The 24030-nt window shown below is 60.2% G+C and carries 23 protein-coding genes; 8 read left to right on the forward strand and 15 right to left on the reverse strand.

All coding sequences use genetic code 11. From position 1 onward, the window contains the following. Positions 1–76 precede the first annotated feature (76 nt). Positions 77–1102, reverse strand: coding sequence for a phosphogluconate dehydrogenase (NAD(+)-dependent, decarboxylating) (gnd, locus tag I8E17_RS07720; RefSeq protein ID WP_069612206.1), 1026 nt, complete (start codon positions 1100–1102; stop codon positions 77–79). A 305-nt stretch (positions 1103–1407) separates the two neighbouring features. On the opposite strand from gnd, the gene tehA reads away from it, so the two are divergent. Further along, positions 1408–2409: a dicarboxylate transporter/tellurite-resistance protein TehA gene (gene tehA / locus I8E17_RS07725; RefSeq protein ID WP_069612207.1), complete on the forward strand. Its 1002-nt coding sequence runs from the start codon at positions 1408–1410 to the stop codon at positions 2407–2409. A 29-nt stretch (positions 2410–2438) separates the two neighbouring features. Next, complete coding sequence (locus I8E17_RS07730) at positions 2439–2810, forward strand: VOC family protein (protein ID WP_083258152.1); 372 nt, start codon at positions 2439–2441, stop codon at positions 2808–2810. A 33-nt stretch (positions 2811–2843) separates the two neighbouring features. On the opposite strand, the gene I8E17_RS07735 is transcribed toward I8E17_RS07730, so the two are convergent. Beyond that, a complete protein-coding gene (locus tag I8E17_RS07735) occupies positions 2844–3977 on the reverse strand; it encodes a citrate synthase (protein WP_069612209.1) in 1134 nt (377 codons plus the stop codon). A gap of 84 nt (positions 3978–4061) precedes the next feature. On the opposite strand from I8E17_RS07735, the gene I8E17_RS07740 reads away from it, so the two are divergent. Continuing rightward, the gene (locus I8E17_RS07740; protein WP_069612210.1) at positions 4062–5150 is read left to right on the forward strand and encodes a citrate synthase/methylcitrate synthase; all 1089 of its coding nucleotides are present in this window, start codon (positions 4062–4064) and stop codon (positions 5148–5150) included. A 23-nt stretch (positions 5151–5173) separates the two neighbouring features. Here I8E17_RS07740 and I8E17_RS07745 read toward each other — a convergent pair whose 3' ends face one another. Then, positions 5174–6049: a LysR family transcriptional regulator gene (locus tag I8E17_RS07745; protein WP_176728002.1), complete on the reverse strand. Its 876-nt coding sequence runs from the start codon at positions 6047–6049 to the stop codon at positions 5174–5176. A 97-nt stretch (positions 6050–6146) separates the two neighbouring features. Here I8E17_RS07745 and I8E17_RS07750 point away from each other — a divergent pair, with 97 nt between their 5' ends. Further along, positions 6147–6746, forward strand: a complete 600-nt coding sequence (locus I8E17_RS07750) for a LysE family translocator (protein ID WP_069612212.1) — start codon at positions 6147–6149, stop codon at positions 6744–6746. Positions 6747–6772: 26 nt separating this feature from the next. Here the strand turns inward: I8E17_RS07750 and I8E17_RS07755 are convergent, their stop codons facing one another. From I8E17_RS07755 to I8E17_RS07770, 4 genes are all read right to left on the reverse strand, one after another. Further along, positions 6773–8632, reverse strand: coding sequence for an adenylate/guanylate cyclase domain-containing protein (locus I8E17_RS07755; protein ID WP_069612213.1), 1860 nt, complete (start codon positions 8630–8632; stop codon positions 6773–6775). Between the two features lie 12 nt (positions 8633–8644). Beyond that, positions 8645–9178, reverse strand: coding sequence for a FecR domain-containing protein (locus I8E17_RS07760; protein WP_069612214.1), 534 nt, complete (start codon positions 9176–9178; stop codon positions 8645–8647). A gap of 85 nt (positions 9179–9263) precedes the next feature. Next, positions 9264–10313 (reverse strand): HoxN/HupN/NixA family nickel/cobalt transporter, encoded by a 1050-nt coding sequence (locus I8E17_RS07765; protein ID WP_069612215.1) that lies wholly within the window; start codon positions 10311–10313, stop codon positions 9264–9266. 139 nt (positions 10314–10452) lie between these two features. Next, positions 10453–10845, reverse strand: a complete 393-nt coding sequence (locus I8E17_RS07770; protein WP_219510721.1) for a rhodanese-like domain-containing protein — start codon at positions 10843–10845, stop codon at positions 10453–10455. A 65-nt stretch (positions 10846–10910) separates the two neighbouring features. Between I8E17_RS07770 and ftrA the strand changes: the two genes are divergently transcribed. After that, complete coding sequence (ftrA, locus tag I8E17_RS07775; RefSeq protein ID WP_069612217.1) at positions 10911–11948, forward strand: transcriptional regulator FtrA; 1038 nt, start codon at positions 10911–10913, stop codon at positions 11946–11948. Here ftrA and I8E17_RS07780 read toward each other — a convergent pair. The 4 genes from I8E17_RS07780 to I8E17_RS07795 all read right to left on the reverse strand — a co-directional run bounded on the left by I8E17_RS07780 (position 11911) and on the right by I8E17_RS07795 (position 16119). Continuing rightward, positions 11911–13539 (reverse strand): CTP synthase, encoded by a 1629-nt coding sequence (locus I8E17_RS07780; RefSeq protein WP_069612218.1) that lies wholly within the window; start codon positions 13537–13539, stop codon positions 11911–11913. The two genes, ftrA and I8E17_RS07780, sit on opposite strands and share 38 nt — an antisense overlap. 143 nt (positions 13540–13682) lie before the next feature. Then, the gene (secG, locus tag I8E17_RS07785) at positions 13683–14201 is read right to left on the reverse strand and encodes a preprotein translocase subunit SecG (protein ID WP_069612219.1); all 519 of its coding nucleotides are present in this window, start codon (positions 14199–14201) and stop codon (positions 13683–13685) included. A gap of 113 nt (positions 14202–14314) precedes the next feature. Further along, entirely contained in the window at positions 14315–15085 is a 771-nt protein-coding gene (tpiA, locus tag I8E17_RS07790; RefSeq protein WP_069612220.1) for a triose-phosphate isomerase, read from the reverse strand. A gap of 137 nt (positions 15086–15222) precedes the next feature. Beyond that, on the reverse strand, positions 15223–16119 hold the full coding sequence (locus tag I8E17_RS07795) for an alpha/beta fold hydrolase (protein ID WP_069612221.1): 897 nt from the start codon (positions 16117–16119) through the stop codon (positions 15223–15225). A 205-nt stretch (positions 16120–16324) separates the two neighbouring features. Between I8E17_RS07795 and parE the strand changes: the two genes are divergently transcribed. Both parE and I8E17_RS07805 read left to right on the forward strand, forming a co-directional pair. Next, positions 16325–18388, forward strand: a complete 2064-nt coding sequence (parE, locus tag I8E17_RS07800) for a DNA topoisomerase IV subunit B (RefSeq protein ID WP_113366760.1) — start codon at positions 16325–16327, stop codon at positions 18386–18388. A 246-nt stretch (positions 18389–18634) separates the two neighbouring features. Next, positions 18635–19813: an AI-2E family transporter gene (locus I8E17_RS07805; RefSeq protein WP_069612223.1), complete on the forward strand. Its 1179-nt coding sequence runs from the start codon at positions 18635–18637 to the stop codon at positions 19811–19813. A 4-nt stretch (positions 19814–19817) separates the two neighbouring features. On the opposite strand, the gene I8E17_RS07810 is transcribed toward I8E17_RS07805, so the two are convergent. The 4 genes from I8E17_RS07810 to I8E17_RS07825 form a co-directional block, all read right to left on the reverse strand. Further along, positions 19818–20285: a GNAT family N-acetyltransferase gene (locus I8E17_RS07810; protein WP_176728003.1), complete on the reverse strand. Its 468-nt coding sequence runs from the start codon at positions 20283–20285 to the stop codon at positions 19818–19820. Between the two features lie 35 nt (positions 20286–20320). Beyond that, positions 20321–21475 carry a DUF2336 domain-containing protein gene (locus tag I8E17_RS07815; protein WP_069612303.1) on the reverse strand — a complete coding sequence of 385 codons (1155 nt, stop codon included), beginning with the start codon at positions 21473–21475 and terminating at the stop codon, positions 20321–20323. A gap of 113 nt (positions 21476–21588) precedes the next feature. Further along, a complete protein-coding gene (locus tag I8E17_RS07820) occupies positions 21589–22194 on the reverse strand; it encodes a flavin reductase family protein (protein ID WP_069612225.1) in 606 nt (201 codons plus the stop codon). Continuing rightward, positions 22194–22781, reverse strand: a complete 588-nt coding sequence (locus I8E17_RS07825) for a nitroreductase (protein ID WP_069612226.1) — start codon at positions 22779–22781, stop codon at positions 22194–22196. The genes I8E17_RS07820 and I8E17_RS07825 overlap by 1 nt, the downstream gene beginning before the upstream one ends. Positions 22782–22934: 153 nt before the next feature. Between I8E17_RS07825 and I8E17_RS07830 the strand changes: the two genes are divergently transcribed. Next, a complete protein-coding gene (locus I8E17_RS07830) occupies positions 22935–24005 on the forward strand; it encodes a hypothetical protein (protein ID WP_113366761.1) in 1071 nt (356 codons plus the stop codon). The last annotated feature ends 25 nt before the right edge of the window (positions 24006–24030 follow it).

Genomic DNA, 24030 nt, shown 5'->3' on the forward strand with positions numbered 1-24030 from the left:
GATAATAAAAGCGGACAAGCAAAAGCCGGGAGGTTTGACCCACCCGGCTCGCAATCGTCAGATCGATAGGGCGAATTTACTTCGCCGGCTTCTCATGGTGGCCGCCGAAACCGGCGCGCATGGCAGAGAGAACCTTGTTGGCGTAGTCGTCATTGCCGCGCGAAGCGAAACGGCCGTAAAGCGCAGCGCTCAGCACCGGCGTCGGAACGCCTTCGTCGATCGCCGCCGAGATCGTCCAGCGGCCTTCGCCGGAGTCGGAAACGCGGCCGGCATATTGCGAAAGCGCTGCGTCGCCGTGCAGGGCATCGGCCGTGAGGTCCAGCAGCCAGGAGGTGATCACGCTGCCGCGGCGCCAAACTTCCGAGATTTCAGCGATGTCGAGATCATACTGGTAATACTGCGGGTGGGAGAGCGGCGCGGTTTCGGCGTCCTTCTCCGCATCCTGCTTGCCGATATTGGCATGGCGCAGAACGTTGAAGCCTTCGGCATAGGCAGCCATCAGGCCATATTCGATGCCGTTATGGACCATCTTGACGAAATGGCCGGCGCCGGATGGGCCGCAATGGAGATAGCCCTGCTCTGCCGTGCTGTTCTTGGCAGCCTCTTCCGAGCGCATTGCCGACGGAGCGACGTCACCGACACCGGGGGCAAGTGTCGCGAAGATCGGCGATAGATGCTGGACCGTTTCCTTTTCGCCGCCGATCATCAGGCAATAGCCGCGCTCCAGACCGAAAACGCCACCGCTGGTGCCGACGTCGACGTAATGGATGCCTTTCGGCTTCAGCTCTTCGGCACGGCGGATATCGTCATGATAATAGGAATTGCCGCCATCGATGACGATGTCGCCCTCTTCCAGCAGCGGGACGATCGCCGCCAGTTCCTGATCGACGATCGCCGCCGGCAACATGAGCCAGACGACGCGCGGCTTAGCGAGCTTCGATACGAAATCCGCGAGAGACTTGCTGCCGGTGGCGCCGAGCTGCTCAAGCCCGGCGATGCTTTCCGGACGCGCATCGAAAACAACCGCGCTGTGGCCGCCTCGCATCAGGCGCTGCACCATGTTGTTGCCCATACGGCCAAGGCCAATCATTCCGATTTGCATGTTTCAGTCTCCTAGGACGGTTTTAATCGTTTGAATGTTCAATAGAGGCATTTCGCAGCATTTTCCAATGAACAAATGACGGGCGAGCTATGCATAAGCCGGTCAGCGAAGGAAAATTCGCCCGTTCACGCATCTGTGATGTCGCCTGGTCAGACCTCCCGCTTTTCGCCATGATCGCGCTTTGCCGGTTTCGAGGAAAGCTGTATTTTGCGCTTCATTCTTGTTGATGGATTTAGCATCGATCTCGGGTTCTTTGCATTATTCTCTTTAGGGTGGCGTTCACAGAGAGCGTCAAAAGGGGGCATATGGCTGCGTCGTTGAAACTGCCGCTGGTTCCAGCTTCTTTTTTCGGGGTGGTTTTGGGGCTTTCCGGTCTCGCCAATGCCTGGCGCGTGGGTGCCCGCATCTGGCATCTGCCGGTACTGATCGGTGAAGTTCTGACCTTTGTTGCGCTGGCCGTCTGGCTGGTGCTGATCGTGCTCTACGCTTTGAAATGGATGGTGGCGCGCGAGGAGGCATTCAAGGAAGTGGCGCACCCTGTCCAATGCTGCTTCATCGGCCTTGTCGGTGTTGCAACCATGCTGGTGGCCGGTGGCCTGCTGCCCTATTCGCGCATCGGCGCCGAAACAATATTCCTGATCGGCGCCGTCTATACCCTGGCGTTCTCCGTCTGGCGAACCGGAGGGCTCTGGCAGGGCGAACGCGATATTGCCACGACGACAGCCGTGCTCTATCTGCCAAGCGTCGCCGGTAGCTTCGTGACTGCAATCGTCGGCGCAGCGCTCGGCTTTCCGCAATGGGCGCAGCTTTTCTTCGGCGCCGGCTTCTTCGCCTGGCTTGCTATCGAATCCGCCCTGCTGCACCGCCTGCTGACGGGGCCGGCGTTGGTCGCGCCCCTGCGGCCGACTCTCGGAATCCAATTGGCGCCGCCGGCCGTTGGTGCGTTAGCCTATATCAGCGTCACACAAAGCCCTCCCGACATGCTCGTCCACGCAATGATCGGCTACGGTTTGCTGCAGGCTTTGATCATGTTGCGCCTCCTGCCGTGGATCATGAAGGAGGGGTTCAGCCCCGCCTATTGGGCCTTCACCTTCGGTGCGACCGCGCTGGCCACCGCCCCGATGCGCCTTGTCGAGCGTGGCGATGTCGGTCCAGTCACGCAACTTGCTCCCATTCTCTTCGTCGCCGCCAATATTGTCGTCGGTCTGATCGCTCTCGCGACGATCAGGCTGATTGCCAACCGCAAACTTGTCATTGGCTGGGTCGAGCTTGCCGACCGCGACGCTGGCGCCGTTGGTCAGCGTTAATAGAGTTCAACCGCACTTTGGAGGGTGATGTGCTTGATCATGTGACGATCGGGGTTCGCGATATCGAGCGATCGAAGATCTTCTACGACACAATACTGCGCTCCATAGGCGTAGAACGCCTTTATGCCGAAGGCGAAAGATTTGCGGGTTACAGTATTGGCCAGAAGGCTTTCTTCCGGATCGGTCAGCGCGATACTTTGCGAACAAGCACCCATATCGCCTTTGCCGCCCGAAACAGGGAGCTCGTCGATGACTTCCATCGGGTCGGGATCATCGCCGGCGGCAGCGATAACGGTGCCCCAGGTCTGCGCCCTCATTATCATCCGAACTACTATGGCGCTTTCATTCTCGATCCTGATGGCCACAATATCGAAGCTGTTTGTCACCTGCCGGTGAGTTGAGCAAAAAGCGCCCTACGTCCGGTAAGGATGAGATCATGGTACCGGCGGACCGACATAACGCGCGCGCGGCCGAATGAGTCTGCCGCTGGTTGCCTGCTCCATGGCATGCGCAAGCCAGCCGACCGTCCGTGCCAGCGCGAAGATGATCAGCGGCGCATTCTCCGGGAGATGATAGGCATGGGTCATCGCCGTCAGGGCGAAATCAACATTGACCCGCTCGCCAACCAGCTGCTCGCCGATATCGCGAACCCTGGCGAAGAGCGGCGGCAGCGTGAAGCAGCCAAGCAACGCCTCTCCGCGGATATCGACATCAGGATAAAGCTGATGCCCGAAAGCCGGCAATGGCCGTCCTTCCGCGAGATAGCTGCGGACCGCCTCATCCACCCCGATCGTGGCTGCCCGCGCGATCAGCGCGCGCACGCTCTGCCATGCTCCGCCATGCAGCGGACCTGTCAGCGTGGAGAGGCCGGATAGAGTGGCGGCGGACAGCGTGGCGCCTGCGGATGCCGTGATCCGAGCTGCAAAGGTCGAAGCGTTCAGCTCGTGATCGGCGAGCAGCACAAGGCTGCGGCGGATCATATCGGCGGCATCGGGGCGGTCCCAGGCAGCCGCGAGGCGCTGATGCAGCGGTTGATCCCACGCGCCCGGGGCCAGGGCCTCAGCCACCGTACCAAACACGCTTTCGGCTTCATTTTGCAGTGCCGGAAGCGAACGCCCGAGTGATGGCAGATCGCTTGTTATGCGCTCGGCAAGCGCGGACAAAGCACTATCCAAGGAAGGCGGCTTCCGCCACGCCTCGCTTGGATCGAATCGCAACGGCCGCTTCATATCCCAAAGCAGCCGCGCGATATCCTCGAGGCTTACGCTTTCGGCAAGCATCGCCACATCCTTGCCGCGATAGAAGAGCCTGCCGTTCGAAACCGTCGACAGCGCGGATGGCAATACCGGATCGCCCCATTGAATAGCCTCGGCGGCCACCGTCTCGGTCTTGCGCCTTCCAGCGTGGCGGGTGGCCAATCGCTTGACGTCATCGGCAAAATAGAGGCTGCGCCGCGTATCCGCGGGATCGGCTTTCGCACGAATGCGCCCGCGGCTGACATTGGCGTAGAGCGTCTGTGATTTCGTTCCCAGCAGGTTCAGCGCCTGCTCTGCCGTCAGCCAGCTCATCGGTCCTCATATTGATCAATTGCGTCAAGATTGACGTCAACAGGAATAGATCCGATCTAATCGGATAGTCAAAGGAGAACCGTAATGAAAAGTGGTCTTGAAGATGTCATTGCCGCAGAAACCAAGCTGTCCGATGTCGACGGCGCTGCCGGTCGCCTGATCATACGCGGCGTGTCGCTCGATGATCTGGTGGCGACCAGCCGCTTCGAGGATGTTGCGGCGCTGCTGCTGGATGGCTTGTTTGACGAACATATCGACGCAGCTTCCATCCGAACTCAACTCGGCGCGGCTCGCGTTGCGCTTTTCCCGCATGTGAAGGCCGCCGATGCCGCTCTGCTCGCGCTTCCACCCGTGGATGCCGTGCGGGCCTTGCTGGCGCGCGTGGCCGACGGTGAGGATTTCGCCACCGCGATCCGCCTGATGGCGGCACCGGCCGTTTTCCTGCCGGCCATCTTGCGACTGCAGAAAGGCGAAGCACCGATAAAGCCGGATGCATCCTTGTCCCAATCCGGTGATATCCTGCGCATGTTGACGGGTCGAAGCCCGACCGCTGAGCAGACCGCAGGCCTCGATGCCTATCTGGTGACGATTTCCGATCACGGCTTGAATGCCTCCACATTCGCCTCCCGCGTCATCGCCTCGACTCATGCCGGTCTGACCTCCTCGGTGCTCGCCGCAATCAGCGCCCTTAAAGGTCCGTTGCATGGCGGCGCCCCCGGCCCTGTCCTCGACATGTTTGACGGCGTCGGAAAACCGGAAAATGCCCGGGCATGGTTGTCTGACGCGCTCGATCGTGGCGAGCGGCTGATGGGTTTCGGTCACCGCATCTATCGCGTCCGCGATCCACGCGCCGATGCGCTGAAGACGGCGCTTGAGCCGATCTTTGCGAGTGGCCAGGCAGATGCTGGACGTATCGCGCTGGCGGAAGCCATTGAGGCGGCGGCACTGGCGTTGCTGAAGGAGCGCAAACCGGATCGGCCCCTGGACGTCAACGTCGAATACTACACGGCCCTGCTGCTCGACGCTCTCGGCTTCCCACGCAACTCGTTTACAGGCGTCTTCGCGATCGGCCGCACGGTCGGCTGGATCGCCCACGCCCGCGAGCAGACGCTCGATGGGCGTCTGATCCGGCCGCAGTCGCGCTATGTCGGTCCGCTGCCGAAGGCGGCATAGGCGAGTTCTATCAGGGGACGAAACTAGGCGGCCGCGGATTGGCGCGGCCGCATCATGCCCTCGCGGATATGGCGGGCAAGCTCCAGCGCCTGCGGTGTTGCACCGCCCTTCGGCAAATGCAGGTTGATTGAGAAGACCGGCAACTCGGGCAGACCCTGCTCGCCGGTGAGGATATCGAGATCGGTGGGAACGGTCGAAGCGAGCCAGGCGGTGATAGCCAGATCCGTGCGCAACGTCGCCGTGGTCGCTTCGATATTGCCGTTCTCAAAGACCGTCCGCCAGCGCAACCCATCCTTGCTGAGTGCGGCAAAGACCGACGATCGGAAGGCACAGGTATCGGCGACCATCGAAATCGGCAGAGGTACCTTGCGATGGGCATTGCCGCCCCTCGCTCCGACCCAGACAAGCCGCTCCACAGCAAGGCGTTCGCCTTGCGACGTGCCATATGGTTCCTCCGCCACACAGAGGTCGACGGTTCCCTTCCCCAGTTCTTCCAGCAGTTCCGGAGACGATGCGCAGACCAGCGAAATCTCCACCTGCGGATGGCGCTGGGCATAGGATTTCAGCACGGGAGCCAGTGTCGCCCCGACGAGATCATAGGGAACGCCGAGCCGGACGCCACCGCGAACAGTGCTTTCCGTCATGTCGTCCCAGATCTCGTCATTCAACGTCAATAGGCGGCGGGCATTGCCGCGCAGGCGTTCACCGGCCTCCGTCAGCCGCAATCCGCGTCTGTCCCGTTCGAATAGGGCGCAGCCGAGCATATCCTCCAACCGCTTGATCTGTTGGCTGACGGCGCCCTGTGTCATATGCAGCATATTGGCTGATATCGTCATGCTGCCTTGGTCGGCAACGGTGGCGAAGGTTCTGATCAGGGCAATGTCGAAGTTTCGGATCATCGGGGCATTATAATTGCTAATGCCTTGATCCTTCAATATTCGATTTCATGATGCGGGAGCTGCGCCTATGCCTTTTTCAATTTGAGAAGGGCTGGATATGACAATCGAACCTCTGCTGCCGCTGATACTCTTCGCATTGGTTTCCACCATAACGCCGGGCGGTGCGACCACGCTCGCAACTGCGTCCGGCGCGCATTTCGGCTTCCGTCGCTCCATACCCGTCATAGGCGGTTTTGCCTTCGGCTTGGGTTCCGTGGCCTGCGCGGCGGCTGCCGGGGTGGGCGGCGTTTTGATGGCCCTGCCGATACTGCAGATTGCCATGAAGACGCTGGGTTCTCTCTATCTGCTCTGGCTTGCCGTTCGGATCGGCAGAAGCGGCCAGCCGCACGAGGTGGGGCAGATGGCGAGACCGACGGGCTTCCTCGCCGGCGTATGGATGCTCTGGCACAATCCCAAGGGCTGGGCCATGACGATGGGGGCTGCTGCTTCTTTCGCTGCGTTGGCAGAAAGTCCCGTCAGACTTGGTATATTGCTCGGTGTGACTTTCTGCCTTATCGCAGCCTTCTCGCTCGCCGTATGGTGCCTTCTCGGGCAGATGCTCGGACGTCTGCTGAAAGCGGCATGGCAGTGGCGCGCGGTCAATATCTTTCTTGCGTGCCTCCTGGTGATTTCGATCATTCCGATGTGGGGAGAATGAAACCAGGTAGGTGGAGGCGGGTTTGATCACGGCCAGCTGCGCCAAAGCCATATGGTCAACGTCCCGGCGCGACCACGCAAGCCTGTTTCGATCGGGCCATCGAGGCTCCCCTCATTGAAAGGCGCGCTGTCCCGACCGGCGGAAAGCAATAGCTCATGGCTGATGGCGATTTCGGCGCGATTGCTGGCGGCGACCTCCATCAGCCGGCTTGCGACGTTGACGGTGTCGCCGGTTGCGGTGATCTGCTGTCGTCCTCCACCACCCAGCCGGGAGGCGACGATGGTGCCGCAATGCGCACCGATCTTGAAACCGATGCGGGAAGCGACCGTTTCCGGCAGTGCTGAGAGCCACCCCTTCATCCGCGCGGCGAGACGAATGCAGCAGTGCGCTGCATTGGCGGGATCACTCGGCTTCGGCTGCGGCAGGCCGAAAAGGATCATCGCTCCGTCACCCATGAAGCTGGTGATGGCGCCGCCGGATGCGGTTACCTCTTCGTCGACGAGATTGTAGAAGCCGTTCAGCAATTCCCGCACAGCTGCCGGGCCAATGGCCTCGCTAAGACCTGTGAAGCCGTTGATGTCGATGAAGACGACGGCCGCTTCCTGCTGCACAGGGCTTGCGAGAAAATCAGGATCGCGCGCAAGATGCTCGGCAAGACCGGGTGCCTCGATGCGCTGCAGGAGCTCGCTTTGTTCGGCAAATCGCGTCGCTCGCCTGCGGTCGAGCCAAAGTTGCGCGGCGCCATATAGCAGCATCGGTGGTGCGGTCGCAGCAATCGGCAGTGCCGCGCTCAGCCATATCCCATGCTTGAATGCGCTGACATTGACTGCGAACCAGACAAGCATGACGCCGAGCACTGTTATCGGCCCGATGGTGCTGCGCCGCCAGGAGAGAAGGGCAATGACGAGCAGCGGCAGGCCGAGGGCGAAATAAAGGTCGATAAAACGGACGTTGCGGTCGCGTACCAGCCCGTCTCCGGCAATCAGATGCGTGATCGAGGTCGCGATAACCTCGACCCCCGGCAGAACGGGATCGAAGGGTGTTGGAAAGACATCGCCGCCGCCTGTAACGGTCGCGCCGATAACGATGATATGATCCTTGATCGCAGCCTCCGGCAATTGTCCATTGAGCGCAGCACTGGCGCTGACGGTGCGGATCGTTCCGCGCGGACCGTAGAACGAGAGCGGCATAAGATAGCCGGTATCGGTCTGGATGGACCTGTCACCGATCTTGATATGATCAGAGATGACGGTTGTCTGCTCGTTGGTTGCAGCGGAAACGACACGCAGCGAAAAGGATGGTTCGATCCGCTCGCCGCTGCGAAACAGCAGCGGCACGAAACGCGGGGTGCCCGCCTTGTCGGTCTGCACATTGACGATGCCATAGCTTGCGACATCGGCGAACCGCTGCTGCGGTTCGAGGAATTGCAGCGCACTGGGCACGCGAGCGAGAGGTTCCTTGCTATCTTCTGTGACGCGCTGGCGGCTTTCGGGAAAGATGCCGGCCGCGGCCAGTACAACCTTGTTCCGTTTGAGCGATTGTTCCAATGCCGCATCGTCGGCCTCGTCGCCGGCATCGACCAGAAGCAGATCGAGCGCGACGACTTTCGGCCCCAATGCGCCGACGGCATCGATCATTTTGGCGAGCGTGGCGCGAGGCAAAGGATAGTGTCCCGCCATACGCGACGTCTCATCGTCTATGGCAATGATCGTGACGAGATCGGGTGGCTGAAAGCTGCCGCCAAGCGTATTGCGGAGATTCGTGAGCGTCGCTTCGGCGCCGTCGACAAAGGGAATGTCACCGCGCAGATGCGCGACGCCCAGGCCTATTCCCCAGACGGCAGTCAGGAAAAGCGCAATCAGCGTCTGCAGCGGCGGTCTGCGCATGATGTTGGAATCTCACTCGCCGAGGCGCGCCATCAAAGCATTTATGCGCGGCTGTCCCCATTTGGTGACACGCAATGCGGCGCGCCCCCGGTCGGCGTCGACGCCTTGTCCTCGGCCTAACGTCACCCCCTGCCCGGTCGATACCTTATTAACCGCGACCCGGCCGCGCAGGACAAGCACGGACGTGTTGCCTCGTTTCACGTCGACGGCCCAGCGCGTGCCGCGCACGGCGGCAATCGCCTGCGGCGTCACCACTTCGAAGCCGCCCTGAACACGGTTGCGATCGACATCCACCAGTGCTGCCTTGCTGTCGAGTACGAGAGCATCCACCCGGCCATCATGGTTTCGGTCTGCAAACCGGTAATGAGCGCCACGCTCGACGGTGACGCTAAGCCCGACTTCACAATTCAAGACCTGGCGCGTCGTGCTGACGGCAGGCTGCAATGGGCAATTTGCGACGGCTTGTGCGGAAGCCATGCCGGCACCGGCGATGCATAGGCTGCCTGCTGCCAACGCCAGGCTGCGAAGATTGCTTGCTTGGATCATGATTGCGGCCCCTCATCGCATGAGACTGGAGCCGCGGACGGCGATTTCCAGTCACGGTATGCCCGATCCCTGGGGCGATGATGCGTCATGAGCGATTGATCTGCAAGTTGTCGTAGCCTCTGGCTTTGTAGAGCACGGTCGAAACCAGCCAGCTCAGCAAGAAGATGCCGACGACGGCGAAGCCGAAATTGGCAAGGTTGTCGTTGAGTTCGCCGACGAAGCTCCAGAAGCTGCCTTCGAGGCCGAGTTTGTCGGCGATGAGCCCCAAAGCCTCGATACCACCGATGAAGACGGCGACGACGACTGAAGCCGCAGTGATAGTCAGATTGTACCAGAGCTTGCGCACGGGTTTCACGAACGCCCAGCCATAGGCACCCGTCATCAGCGTGCTATCCAGCGTATCCATGAGCGACATGCCGGCGGTGAACAGCGCCGGGAAGACGAGTATGGTCCAGAAGGACATGCCCTGCGCGGCTTGAGCGGCCGAAATGCCGAGAAGCCCGATTTCCGTTGCGGTATCGAAGCCGAGGCCGAAAAGGAAGCCGATCGGATACATATGCCAGGAGCGGGTCACGACCTTGAACATCGGCCGGAAGATGCGCGCCAGAAAACCGCCGCCGGCAAGCAGAGTGTCGAGATCTTCTTCTGCGATCCGCTCACCCCTCTGCGCCCTTCTGAAAGCGGACCAGACGCCTCTTAGGACGAAGAGATTGGCAATGCCGATCAGCAGCAGAAAGAGCGCCGAAACCGTCGTACCGATGACGCCGCCAATATCGTGGAAGGAATCGAGCTGGCTCTGCATGGCAGCCGCCGTTGCGGCAATCAGGATCGAGGCGATCACGACGATCGAGGAATGACCGAGCGAGAAGAAGAAACCGACGGCATAGGGCTGCTTGTTTTCCTGAATGAGCTTGCGCACGACATTGTCGATGGCGGCGATGTGATCGGCATCGAAGGCGTGGCGCAGGCCGAACATATAGGCAAGAAGCGCAATGCCAAGCAAAGACGGATGGTCTGCAAAAGCGACCCACGCCCAGATCCAGGCGGCAATATTGAAAACGATCAGCAGCGCGAAGGTGAAGGCGATCTTCGCCCGCGGCCTTTCCGCGCGATCATCAAATGGATTGAGAATCATACTTTTGTTCCCATTATGCTTACTCGCACAATGTCACGGAAACGAAAGCAGCGCGACAGTCAAATGACGCAGATGCCGAAGTTTTTCGCAGTGTCGTAAAAATGGGCAGACCCGTCTATGTCGGCTCTGCCCTTTGCGCTCAGCCCTTCTCGAACGGATACCCCTCATCGGCCCAGCCGGTCATGCCGCCGATCATGACCTTCACGCGCTTGCCGAGCGTGCCCAGGCGCCATGCCGCCTTGTCGGTGCCGTTGCAATGCGGTCCGGCGCAATAGACGACGAAGAGTGTATCGTCTGGCCATTCCGCCATCTTCCTCGCGGTCATCTTGCCATGCGGCAGGGTGATCGCACCCGGGATATGCTTCTCCTGGAACATGGCCGGGCCGCGGACATCGAACAGGACGAAATCGACATTGCCCGATGTCATGGATTGGTAGACGTCGGAGCAATCGGTTTCGAAGCCAAGCCTCTTGGCGTAGTGCTCAGCGACGAGACTGGGGTCTGCAACGGGGATTTCACTGACGAGGGACATGGAACGCTCCTTATTTGGTTCGGTGCATTCATGCCTGAGCGATCCAATGGTTGAAATTGGCCGAAATGCCATATAGCGTCAAAATCATGCCAAACTCAGATTACCCCAATCTCCGCGGCCCCCATGTCGTCACCCTTGTCTATGACGGGCTGTGCACCTTCGAATTCGGCGTCGCCTATGAGATCTTTGGCCTGTCGCGTCCGGAAATGGGCGAGGACTGGTATCGCTTTTCCGCCTGCGCTATCGAGGATGGCCCTCTGCGCGCCGCGGGCGGGCTGACGGTACAGGTCGACCACGGTATTGAAGTCCTTGCCGATGCCGACCTCATCATCGTGCCCGGCTGGCGCGGTATCGGAATGCCGGTCCCTGCCCTGCTGGTTGCCGAACTCCAAGCGGCTAGCCGCCGTGATGTTCGGATCATGTCGCTATGCTCCGGCGTGGCCGTCCTTGCCGCCGCGGGATTGCTCGCCGGCCGCAAGGCGACGACGCATTGGCGCTATGTCGATTCCATTGCTGCGCGTTATCCGGATATATCAGTCGACGCGGATGTTCTCTATGTCGATGAAGACAAGGTGCTGACCGCCGCCGGCAGTGCCGCCGCAATCGACCTCTGCCTGCATGTGGTGCGCCGGGATTACGGACCGGATATCGCCAACAGCGTCGCCCGCCGTCTCGTGGTTCCGCCCCATCGCGAGGGCGGTCAGGCACAATATATCGAAACCCCGGTTCTGAGACAGCGTGAGGGCGCCCGTTTAGGCCCGCTGCTTGAATGGATGCGCGAGCGTTTGCAGGAAGAACAGCCCATTGCGGCACTCGCAGCGCGGGCCGGCATGAGTGTGCGGACCTTCCAGCGCCGTTTCGAGGCGGCCACCGGCATGGCGCCGGGGGAATGGCTGCTCAGCGAGCGGCTGAGGCGCGCCCGCGATCTGCTTGAAAAGCAAACGGCCATTTCATTGGACGATGTAGCCGCGGCAAGCGGGTTTGGATCGCTCGCCACTATGCGCCATCATTTTCGGGAGAGGCTTGCGGTGAGCCCGAGCGACTACCGCAAGCGATTTGCAAATCTTAAACCAGCCGGCTCTGTTCCGTCGCCGCTTCGATGAAGCTCGAGAACAGCGGATGCGGCTCCAGCGGACGGGACTTCAGTTCCGGATGATACTGAACGCCGATAAACCACGGATGATCCGCATATTCGATCGTTTCAGGCAGAACGCCGTCCGGTGACATGCCGGAGAAGGTCAAGCCGCAATCTTCCAGCCTGTCCTTGTAGTCGACATTGACCTCGTAGCGATGGCGATGACGTTCCGAAATATCTGTGGAGCCATAGATCTCGGAAATCTTCGTGCCCTTCTTCAGGGCCGCCTTGTAAGCGCCGAGGCGCATCGTGCCGCCGAGATCGCCGGATGCCGTGCGCTTCTGCAGCTCGTTGCCCTTCAGCCATTCGGTCATCAGGCCGACGACCGGCTCCTTGGTCGGGCCGAACTCGGTCGACGAGGCATGCTCGACACCGGCCAGATTGCGGGCCGCTTCGATGACGGCCATCTGCATGCCGAAGCAGATGCCGAAATACGGCACCTTACGCTCGCGCGCAAAACGGGCGGCGAGAATCTTGCCTTCAGAACCGCGCTCGCCAAAGCCGCCGGGGACGAGAATGCCGTGAACCTTCTCGAGATACGGCGCCGGATCTTCCTTTTCGAAGACCTCGGATTCGATCCATTCGAGCTTGACCTTGACCCGGTTGGCAATGCCGCCGTGATGCAGTGCCTCGATCAGCGACTTATACGCATCCTTGAGCCCGGTATATTTGCCGACGATGGCAATCGTCACCTCGCCTTCCGGCGTGCGGATGCGATTGCAGACCTCTTCCCACTGCTCCAGGCGCGGCTTCGGGGCCGGCTCGATGCCGAACGCAGCCAGAACTTCGTTGTCGAGGCCTTCCTTGTGGTAGGCCATCGGCACGTCATAGATGTTGGCGACATCGAGCGCCTGAATGACGGCAGATTCCCGCACGTTGCAGAACAGCGAAAGCTTGCGACGCTCGGCTTCGGGAATTTCCCGATCGGCGCGTACAAGCAGAATGTCAGGATGAATGCCGAGCGCCTGCAGTTCCTTGACCGAATGCTGCGTCGGCTTGGTCTTCAGCTCGCCGGCAGCGGGAATATAGGGCATCAGTGTCAGATGAACGTAAACAGCCGTACCGCGCGGCAGGTCGTTGCCGAGCTGGCGGATCGCTTCCATGAAGGGCATCGCTTCGATATCGCCGACCGTCCCGCCGATCTCGCAGATGACGAAATCATAGTCGTCATTGCCTTCGGTCACGAAATCCTTGATCTCGTTGGTAACGTGCGGAATGACCTGAACGGTCGCGCCGAGATAGTCGCCGCGGCGTTCCTTGTCGATGATGTTCTTGTAGATGCGACCGGTGGTGATGTTGTCGGTCTTGGTGGCCGAGCGGCCGGTGAAGCGCTCATAGTGGCCGAGATCGAGGTCGGTTTCCGCACCGTCGTCGGTGACGAAGACCTCGCCGTGCTGGGTCGGGCTCATCGTGCCCGGGTCCACGTTCAGATAGGGGTCGAGTTTGCGCAGGCGGACTCGATAACCACGAGCCTGCAACAACGCTCCGAGAGCCGCAGCCGCAATTCCTTTTCCGAGGGAAGAAACCACGCCGCCAGTGATGAATACATATCGCGCCATGGGAGTCACCGGATACCTTTTCACAAATGATTCCGCTAGCCCTAAAATTCGTTTCCGGAATTTTGGCTACAGAACGCGGAATATGGACAAAACAAAACCGGCAGATCCGAGGACCTGCCGGGGATGATCTTCGGCGACCGGAATTACTTACCGGTCGGGACGCCGCCGTTGTCGGCTGGCGCGGGTGTGGTCGTCGCCGGCGCGGTCTGTTGACCGGTCGCGGCCGGAGCCTGCTGGGCAGGAGCTGCCTGATTCGTCGCGGCAGGCGGTGCTGCCTGCGACTGCGGAGCGACGGCACCGCTATTCGGAACACCGCTATTATCGGCGGGCTTCGGCTGGGTGGTTGCCGGAGCAGCACCCTTCTGGCCGCCGAGCGAATCGAGAATGCCGTTGCCCTGACCCGCCGTGCTCGGAATGCGGTTGAGAATGTCGGTCGGGCGAGCCTCGAAGCGGGACAGCACGTTCATGCCGAGCGCAAGTGCGAAGAACAGCGTGGCAAGAATGGCGGTGGTCCGCGTCAAAGCGTTGGCCGTACCGCGCGCAGACATGAAGCCCGAGCCGCCGCCGATGCCAAGGCCGCCACCTTCGGAGCGCTGAATCAGCACCACGCCGATAAGGGCGACGACAACCATGAGATAGATGACAAGCAGTACGGTTTGCATAGATCCAGTCCTGCCCGGTGCGGGCATCAAAAATAAAAGCTCGCGGCTCTTTACATGAGGCTCTCGCCTATTCCAAGCCCTTTTAAGGCCGGAATTCCGGGCAAGTTGTTGCTTCAGGCGAACTGCCGTTCGAATGCGGCATAAATGGCGAGGAAGTCGACCGCTTTCAAGCTCTGTCCGCCGACAAGCACACCGTTGACATGCGGAACATCCAGAAGGTCGCGTGCATTGGCACCGGTGACCGATCCGCCATAGAGGATTCGCATATTCGCCCCCTCCTTGCCGAAGCGCTCGATGAGTTCGGCGCGGATGAACGCATGTGCCTCTTCGACATTTTCCTGGGTCGGAATCACGCCGGTGCCGATCGCCCAGACTGGCTCGTAAGCGATCACCGTCGTCTGTGCCGTGGAGCCATCCGGAATGGAGCCCACGAGCTCCCGCTTCAGTACCTCGAGCGTCTGGCCGCTATTGCGCTCGTAAGCCGTTTCGCCGATGCAGATGATGGCGATCAGCCCGGCATCATGCGCCGCCTGCGCCTTGGCGCGCACCAGCATGTCGCTTTCGGCATGATTCCTGCGCCGCTCTGAATGGCCGACGATGACATGCGTGCCGAAGCAGTCGGCGATCATTTCAGCTGAAATATCGCCGGTATGCGCGCCGCTGACCTGCTGGTGGCAATCCTGGGCGCCGATGGCGAGCGGGCTGTCGTCGCAAAGCGCCGTCGCCACATAGAGCAACGTCGCCGGGGGGCAAAGCAGCGTGTCGATTTTCTCCGACAGCGGCGTCTTGACGCCATCCGCGATCGCCTTGATCTGATCGAGGCTCGCACGCGTTCCGTTCATCTTCCAGTTTCCGGCCAAAAGCGGCCGTATCGTCTTCGTCATTCCGATTTCTCCCCCTATTTCATCTACCGGACTAACAAAAAGACGGAGCAAAGGAAAGTTGGAGAAGACGGCCGAAACCGTTCAAATCGTTTGAAAAAATGCTTATCCGGAAAATAAATCGAATTGCGGGATGTGTTTCACGACGCCTGTGGATCAACGAGCCAGTTTAGCACCTTTCGCCAATCGGTCATGCGTACCGGCGTTCCGTGATTGCCGGTCTCGAAAAGCGTGAAGCGTGTCGGATAATGCGCCTTGTAGAGTTTTTCAAACAGCGCCTGCTGATCTGCCGCCGCATAGACCGGATCCTTGCTGCCATGCGTGAACCAGATCGGCAGCTTTGCCTTGTAAAAAGCGCTCTTCGTGAAATCCGGATCGGTAACGCCACTCAGGATCGCCATGCCCTTCAGCCGCTTGACGCTTTCGGCATCGCGCGTAATGCCCCAGCAGATGAAGCTGCCCATGGAAGCGCAGGTGAGGATGACGGGCTTGCCGGCGGATTGCTCGTAAGTGTAGCGAATGAGCGCCGCGATATCGGCGACGCCGTTGCTGTCGAAACCCCTGACGCTCGGGGCATAATAGGTACCGCCGTTTTTGTAAGCCAGGTTCTTCAGCCGGTTGAAATTGCCGCCGAACGTATAGTCGCTGGAGCCGAGCCGGCGGTCGCCGCCGCGGCCATGGATAAAGATCACGGTAAATGCCTGCCTTGATGCCGGGCCTATGCGGGTGACATCGACTTTGCGGTCGCCGATCTCAAGCGTTTCGTCCGCCTGCGCTTTCCATCGCACGCCGGTATCGACATAGGCCGGCTTGACGCGCTTTTCCGGAATCTGGTCGCGGCCGTTGATATCTCGCATTTCCTGATAATCGATCGTCTGAAACGCGCCATTGTCGTGACTTTCGATGACCGTCTGATTTGAAAACAGCTCGTCCTTGAACGGCTTCAACATATCTGCGGAGGCGGTCTGCCCCGTCGCCAGAAGCAAAATCCCCGAGATTGCGGACAGAACGGGCAAATGAGCTGTGGACATTGGCATGCGGATACTTCCTCCGATCGGCCATCGGGCTTGCCATTCCTCACCCGGCAACGCAAATCTCTTTATCAATCGGCGCCGTTATGGGGCGCCATCGCTCTTGCGTGCCGTTTCTGGCAGAATCACGGTGATTCGCGAATACCGGCGACAAATGCGATAATAAAGGGGTCTGGCCCCACCAGAACAAATCTGAGTAGCTTGAAATTCTATGGACAATAGCAACGATCTCTTCTCCGGACTCCCCCGCTCTCCGAAGCCGGAGGCAGCGGAAAAGCCGGCCGCAAAGACAGAAAAGCCGGCTCCTGCGACCGCACAGCGCGCGGCGCCGACGACCCAGTCGTCGGAGGAATATGGCGCGAGTTCCATCCGAGTTCTCGAGGGGCTCGAGCCCGTCCGCATGCGTCCCGGCATGTATATCGGCGGCACGGACGAGAAGGCACTGCACCACCTTTTCGCCGAGGTCATCGACAACTCGATGGACGAGGCTGTGGCCGGCCACGCCAATTTCATCGGGGTCTATCTCGATCGGGAAGGTTATCTCACCGTCACGGATAACGGCCGCGGCATTCCGGTGGAAAATCATCCGCAGGTGCCCGGTAAATCGACGCTCGAAGTCATCATGACAAAGCTGCATGCCGGCGGTAAGTTCGACGGCAAGGCTTATGAGACCTCGGGTGGTCTGCACGGCGTCGGCGTATCGGTCGTCAATGCGCTGTCGGACGACTTGGAAGTCGAGGTTGCCCGCAACCGCAAGCTCTATCGCCAGCGTTTCTCGCGCGGCCTGCCGGTCGGCGGCCTGGAAGAACTGGGCGATGTGCATAATCGGCGCGGCACCCGTGTCCGCTTCCATCCCGATCCGCAGATCTTCGGCGATCACGCCCGCTTCGATCCGGCCCGCGTCTTCCGGATGGCTCGTTCCAAGGCCTATCTATTCGGCGGAGTCGAAATCCGCTGGGGCTGTGACCCCGAACTGGCACCCGAAGGCGCCGATGTTCCGGAAAAGGCGGTCTTTCACTTCCCCGGCGGCCTGAAGGATTATCTCAAGGCGACGATGGGCAACGAGTTCACCGTTACCCGCGAGATATTTGCCGGCAAGTCTGAGAAGGAAAGCGGCCATGGCTCGCTCGAATGGGCGATCACCTGGTATGGCGGCGACCCGCAGATCCATTCCTATTGCAATACGATTCCGACCCCGGAAGGCGGCACGCACGAAGCGGGCCTCCGCATCGCATTGACCAAGGGCTTGAAGAACTACGCTGATCTCACCCAAAACAAGCGTGCGGCCAATATCACGACGGATGACGTGATGATTTCGGGCGTCGGCATGTTGTCGATCTTCATCCGCGAACCTGAATTCGTCGGCCAGACGAAGGACAAGCTCGCGACCGTCGAAGCCCAGCGCATCGTCGAAAACGCACTGCGCGACCCCTTCGATCACTATCTTGCCGACAATCCGGCCGAAGCCGAGAAGCTGTTGGAATGGGTGATCGAGCGCTCCGAGGAGCGTCTAAGGCGGCGCAAGGAAAAGGAAGTCAACCGCAAGACGGCCGTGCGTAAGCTGCGCCTTCCGGGCAAGCTGGCGGACTGTTCGCAAAGTGCCGCCGAAGGTGCCGAACTCTTTCTCGTGGAGGGCGATTCGGCAGGTGGTTCGGCCAAGCAGGCACGAAATCGCACCAATCAGGCAATCCTGCCGCTACGCGGCAAGATCCTGAACGTCGCCAGCGCCGGTCGCGAGAAACTGTCGGCCAACCAGCAGATTGCCGACCTCGTGCAGGCGCTCGGTTGCGGCACGCGCACCAAATATCGCGAGGAAGACCTTCGCTATCAGCGCATCGTCGTCATGACCGATGCCGACGTCGACGGCGCCCACATTGCCTCGCTGCTCATCACCTTCTTCTATCAGGAGATGCCGGAGCTGATCCGTCAGGGCCACCTCTTCCTGGCCGTCCCGCCGCTTTACAAGATCACGCAGGGCTCGAAATCCATTTATGCCCGCGACGACGCCCACCGGCAGGAGCTGATGGCCACGGAATTCAAGGGCAAAGGCAAGGTTGAAATCAGCCGCTTCAAAGGTCTGGGCGAAATGTTGCCGGCCCAGCTCAAGGAGACCACGATGGATCCGGCCAAGCGCACGCTGCTGCGCGTTGAGATCGACGAAGTCGATTTCGAGGGAACGCGCGACGCCGTCGACAATCTGATGGGCACCAAGGCCGATGCTCGCTTCCGCTTCATTCAGGAGCGGGCCGCCTTCGCCGAGGATCTCGATATCTGACCGGCAGACCAACCGCCGAAACGGATTTGTTGATCCTGCTCCGATAAAAGTTTCATTTGGACGCAAAAACTCAGTCATCTGCGTTCAGGATGTTTCGTCGCCTCTCGATAACTTAATTACGGCGCGCAGGACAGTCGTGCTATTGTCATGACGGCTGAATAAGAAGCTTAAAGCCGTTGCTCTTGAAACGGCCTAGATCATACCCCATAACCGGATGATCTAGTAAATAGGGGCGAAGTAAGACCGGTGGGTGTATTTGAACGTCATAAGCCAAAGGAACACCGGTGGCTGGGGCCGAGTGCGCATGCGCGCATGCCTTTGATCCCATCCATTTCCGCAGCGCGCTGGCTGCTGATTTTGATTGCCATTGCCGGTATTTATTTCTTTTATGGCTTTCTTGTACCGGTCCTTGCCGCAGCGGTGATCGGCTTCGCCACTTGGCCGCTCTATAGCGATATCGTGCGACGTACCGGCGGCAATACAACGCTCGCCGCCACTATCGCCATCGCATTCATCGTCACCTTCCTCGTCCTGCCCATCGTCCTATCCGCCATCTATATGGCTGGTGAGGTGCGCGAGTGGTTCAGCTGGGCGATCCATGTGAATCGCGAGGGTGCGCCGCCACCGCAATGGATTCTCGCCTTGCCGGTCGTCGGCTCCTGGTTCGGCGACCAGTGGACGCAATATGTCGGAAGCCCGGGCTCGCTCGGTGAGCTGGCGCAGTTGGTGAGCGGCGCCCATATCGGCAATATCTACAGAGCAGTTCTTGCAGCCGGTGGTGGCGCATTCCACGTCGTGCTGACCTTGCTCTTCATGCTGATTGCGCTGTTCTTCATCTATCGCGACGGCGCGACCTTCGTTCGCCAGGTCGACTTGCTCGGCGAGAAGATTCTCCCAAATCGCTGGGAACGGATTTCGCGGGTCGTACCCGCGACGATCAGTTCGACCGTCATGGGCATGACGCTGATCGCCATCGGCGAAGGCATCGTCCTCGGCGTGGCCTACTGGATCGCCGGCGCTCCGTCCGCAATCACGCTCGGCGTACTGACGGGCGTGATGGCTCTCGTGCCGGGCGGCGCTCCACTTTCGATGTCGCTTGTGTCGATCTATCTCGTCGCCAGCGGCTCGCTTTGGGCGGGTATCGCCCTCTTTCTCTGGGGCACGATCGAGCTTTTTATTGTCGATAAAACGCTTCGTCCCAAGCTTGTCGGCGGTCCGATCAAGCTGCCCTTCCTGCCAACCTTCTTCGGTCTGGTGGGCGGCGTAAAGACCATGGGCTTCCTCGGGCTCTTCATCGGCCCGGTGCTGATGGCCATCATCGTTGCCATCTGGCGCGAGTGGATTCGTGAGGCTGAATTGACCGAGGAACAGCACGCGCAGGAACCCGAACTGCAGCTGCATGTTCGGGATGCTGCGGAAGGCTGATTGCTCAGCTGGTTTGTTCCAGCCGTTTTTCCATGAACAGGCTGAGCGGGTCGGGCTGATAGCTGCCGAATGCGGGAATTTCGAAATATCCGAATTTCCGATATAGGCCGATCGCTTCCGGCTGATATATGCCGGTTTCCAGCCGCACCGCGGAAAGGCCTTTCTCCAGCGCTGCCGCTTCGAGCGTTTCCATCAGCCTTCGTGCGACGTTTTGGCCTCTGGCGGCAGGATCGACGAACATGCGCTTGATCTCCGCCGTGCCATCACCGGCTTCCACTAAGGCGCAACATCCGACGATTGCGCCCTCTACCCTGGCAACCCAGAAGGTCACCTCGGCCTTCTCCAGTGAAGACAGATCGAGCATGTGGTTGCTCTCCGCCGGATACAGCGATTCCGCATAGGCGCTCGACATGTCTAGAAGGCGGATAACACCCTCCTGACGCGGGGATTCGATAGCAATCGTCAGTGACAAGATGAACCTCTAAGGGATAGAATGCCCGCTGGATATCACGCGGCGGCGAGCGTCGCCAGTGCGGCGAAGCTCCGCGCGGTCTGCCGCTTCTCGGCATTGACAAGCTTCTCGACCATGTCGAGCAACTGCGTTGCAGCGGCGGAGGCTGGCTCCGCGAGGCGGAACTTGCGCATCAGCCGCGAAGAAACGTCTCCCAGCATCGCGCTGCCGTTCTTGCGGGAGGATTCGCGCCAAATCATCGTCGCCTCGACGAAGATCGTGCTGATATCCCGAGGCAGTCCGGCGCTTTCGTAAAGCGCCCGCAAGGCATGGACGCGGCCTCTGGAAACGATCGAGCGCACGCGCCATTCGTCGCATCCGGAAAGATTGGTAATCGCACAGGCAAAGAAGTCGACCTTGCCGGAACATAGCGCATGCATCAGGAATGCCGGCGTTAGCCAGCCGCTCCGCCTTAGATGCTCGACCAGATCAGGCAATTGCTCGTGCTGGGCCGTTCCTGCAATGGCAACGGTTGCTGATTGCGTAGCTTCACGCGTAACCTGCTGTAGCCTGGAGCTCTCGATAAAACTCTGGACGAGAGGCGATTCCGAGAGCGCGTGGCTGACCTCGCGCATCAGCAGGTGCCTAATATCTGAGGACAAAATGTCTCGTGAAAGAAGCAGTCCGCGTATGTCGGCGCAGTCACCCATGCGCTCGGCGATGCGTTTGAGCGAGGCCTGCGAAAGCAAGGCGCCATCATTCTCGAGCAGACACAGAATTTCAGCCTCGCCGCCGATCTCGGCAAGTGCAGCGCAGACCGCACGTGGCACCTCGCCGCGCGACGCGATCAACACCCGCGTCACATCGCTACCCCGCAATGCGAGATCGACGAGGTCGGCATCGGTAAACACCGGCGAAAACAGGATGATCTGCGCGGCGATTTCAGCCTGATCCTCGGCTAAAGACAGGATAACGTTCCGCGGGGCGGTGGCCGAATGCGCGACCGCCTCGGCAAGCGCCAGCCGCACGCGGGGAGACGGATCGTCGAGCAGATAGGTCATCGCCATCTCGGCGGCCGCGCGCTCGTCCTTCGGCATCTCCGACTGCAGATAGGCCCTGCCGAGTGCATTGGCCGCCCGGGTCCTGCTTTCTGCCTTGGCGGTCTCAGCCCAGCGAAGGAATGCTTCTATGATCACGTAACGCCCCGATATCAACGAGGCGATTCTTGCCCCGCAAATTCATATGCTTCACGTTATCGGGCAAAGGTTTACGGGACGTTTACCTTGCTTATTAACCTTTTGCCTACCAGCAAGAGTGGCGCCCATCAGGGCGCCTTTGGCCTGATCATCTCGAAGACGTCACTGCCCTCGCTATAATCCATGTAGCCCATGCGCGCGACGGGACGCGCCAGCGCCATGTCCAGCCTGCCGTCGCGAATGATCGTCTCGTCGATATGGATACCGACGACCTGGCCGATGACCATGATATTTTCCGATACCTCGCCATTGAGACCCTTGGGCTGCAGGATTTCAGTTACCCGGCATTCGAGCACGGCAAAGGCTTCGGCAACATAGGGGGCATCGATCAGCTCGCCCGGCTTCGCCGTCAGTCCGGCCAGTTCGAATTCATTGACGCCATAGGGAACGGCAACGGAAGAATGGTTCATCTTCTCCACGATATGGCGACTGACGAGGTTGGCCGTAAAGACGCCGGTTTCCTCGACATTGCGCACGCTGTCCTTTCGACCGGCGGAAGAAAACATCACCAACTTCGGCCGATCGCTGACGGCGTTGAAGAAGGAATAGGGCGAGAGGTTCAGCGAACCATCCCTGCCCTTGCTGCCGATCCAGCCGATCGGCCGCGGCGCCACGATCGCCTTGAACGGATCATGCGCCAGCCCATGACGATTGGTATCCGTCGTATAAAACATCACGCGTCCTCGCCGCCGACCCATGTTACCGTTTCGGCAAGTTCCGGGCGTGGGCGTTCGACCGGAGGGAAGCTTGTCGAGCCGATATGGATGAAGCCGGCGACCTTTTCGCCAGGCTGAACGCCGAGCAGCGGATAGGCGCGCTCGTCGAAGGCGAACCATTCGGTCAGCCAATTGGAGACCCAACCATGGGCATTGGCCGCAATCAGCAGGTTCATGCAAAGCGCACCGGCCGACATCAGCTGCTCCCACTCCGGAATCTTGAAATGCGGCGCCGCCTTACTGACGACTGCAATCACCACGGGCGCTCGGGTGAAGCGGGTCCGCTCGACCTGGATCATTTCCTCCGACAGGTCAGGCTTGGCTTCCAGCGCAAGCTTCAATAGCTCTTCACCGATGCGAGCACGTTCCTCGCCGCGATAGACGATAAAGCGCCAGGGCGCGAGCTTGCCGTGATCCGGCACACGCGAGGCCAGCCGGAGAATCTCCTCGATTTCGGCCTTGCCCGGTCCCGGTTCCGACATCTGGAACGCAGGGATGGATCGCCGCACCGCGAGATAGTCGACCAGCTTGATATCGGTTTTCATTGAGCAACTGCCTTCATTTTGGCTTGTGGTATGATGAGGTCTTGAATTTGCCACCGCATTGGTTTTGAAGTGGCGTGTGTTTTATCGGAAGTCAATCGGTTGGTATCCATGTCAGGCATTTCATCCGCTCGCCGATTGAGCGCGGCTTTCGCAATGCTTGCGAGCATGAGTACCGCCGCCCCGGCACAGGATGCCTTCAAGGAATTCAAGCAGCTCGACGGCAGCGTCAAGATGCCGAAGCTCAATGCTTTCGTGGCCCCGAATGGCGAGAATTCGCCTGCGCGCACATTGCGCGACGTTTCCCTCGAAGCCAAACTCACGCCCCAGAGCGGCCCCCAGCAGCAGGGCCTTGCCTGGTACGTTTTCAGCCCGATAGCGGGAGCAGACGGCAAACTGCCGCTGGTTGCCAGCTCGCGCGGAGGCTCGGCTTCCTTTCACCTTTTGCCGGGCGATTACTTCGTCAATGTCTCTTTCGGCCGCGCCGGTGTCACCAAGCGACTGAGCGTGCCTGAAAGCGGCGAGACCCAGAAGCAGACGATGGTTCTCGACGCCGGCGGCATGGTCTTGAATGCCGTATCCGGCCCCGATGTCCGTATTCCTCCGAACGAGCTGAGCTTCTCGATCTATTCGAGCGAGACCAAGGAGGACGGCGAACGCGGCCTCGTCATGGACGACGTCAAGCCGAACACGCTGGTTGGCCTCAGTGCCGGCACCTATCACGTCGTTTCCGAATATGGCGAGGTCAATGCCGTCATCCGCGCCGATATTCAGGTGGAAGCCGGCAAGGTGACGGAGGCAACCATCCAGCACAGAGCGGCAAAGCTCACCTTCAAGCTGGTCTCGGATGCAGGCGGCGAGGCGATCGCCGATACGGCCTGGTCGATCCTCACATCTGCGGGCGATATCGTCGGGGAAAGCGTCAGCGCGTTCCCGACGATGGTCCTTGCAGAAGGCCGCTATACCGCAGTCGCCCGCAACAAGGACAAGATCTATCAGCGCGATTTCACGGTCGCCGCCGGCATGAATACAGATGTGGAAGTGCTGATGAAGCAGCAGCAGCCGCAGGATGCCGATACCGAACAGCCGGCCCGGCAGCTGCCGATCCAGATGCCGCCGATGCGCCAGAGCCAGACGCCGCCGGCCACGACCAACCAGCAACCGCTGCCCACCTATGAACAATTGGCGCCTGCTGCCGGTGGCGACGACGGCGATAGCATGGATTGACAGCGGAGCCCCGCGTTTGGTCGCA

This window comes from Rhizobium sp. AB2/73, assembly GCF_020871915.1.
GTDB lineage: Bacteria > Pseudomonadota > Alphaproteobacteria > Rhizobiales > Rhizobiaceae > Rhizobium > Rhizobium dioscoreae.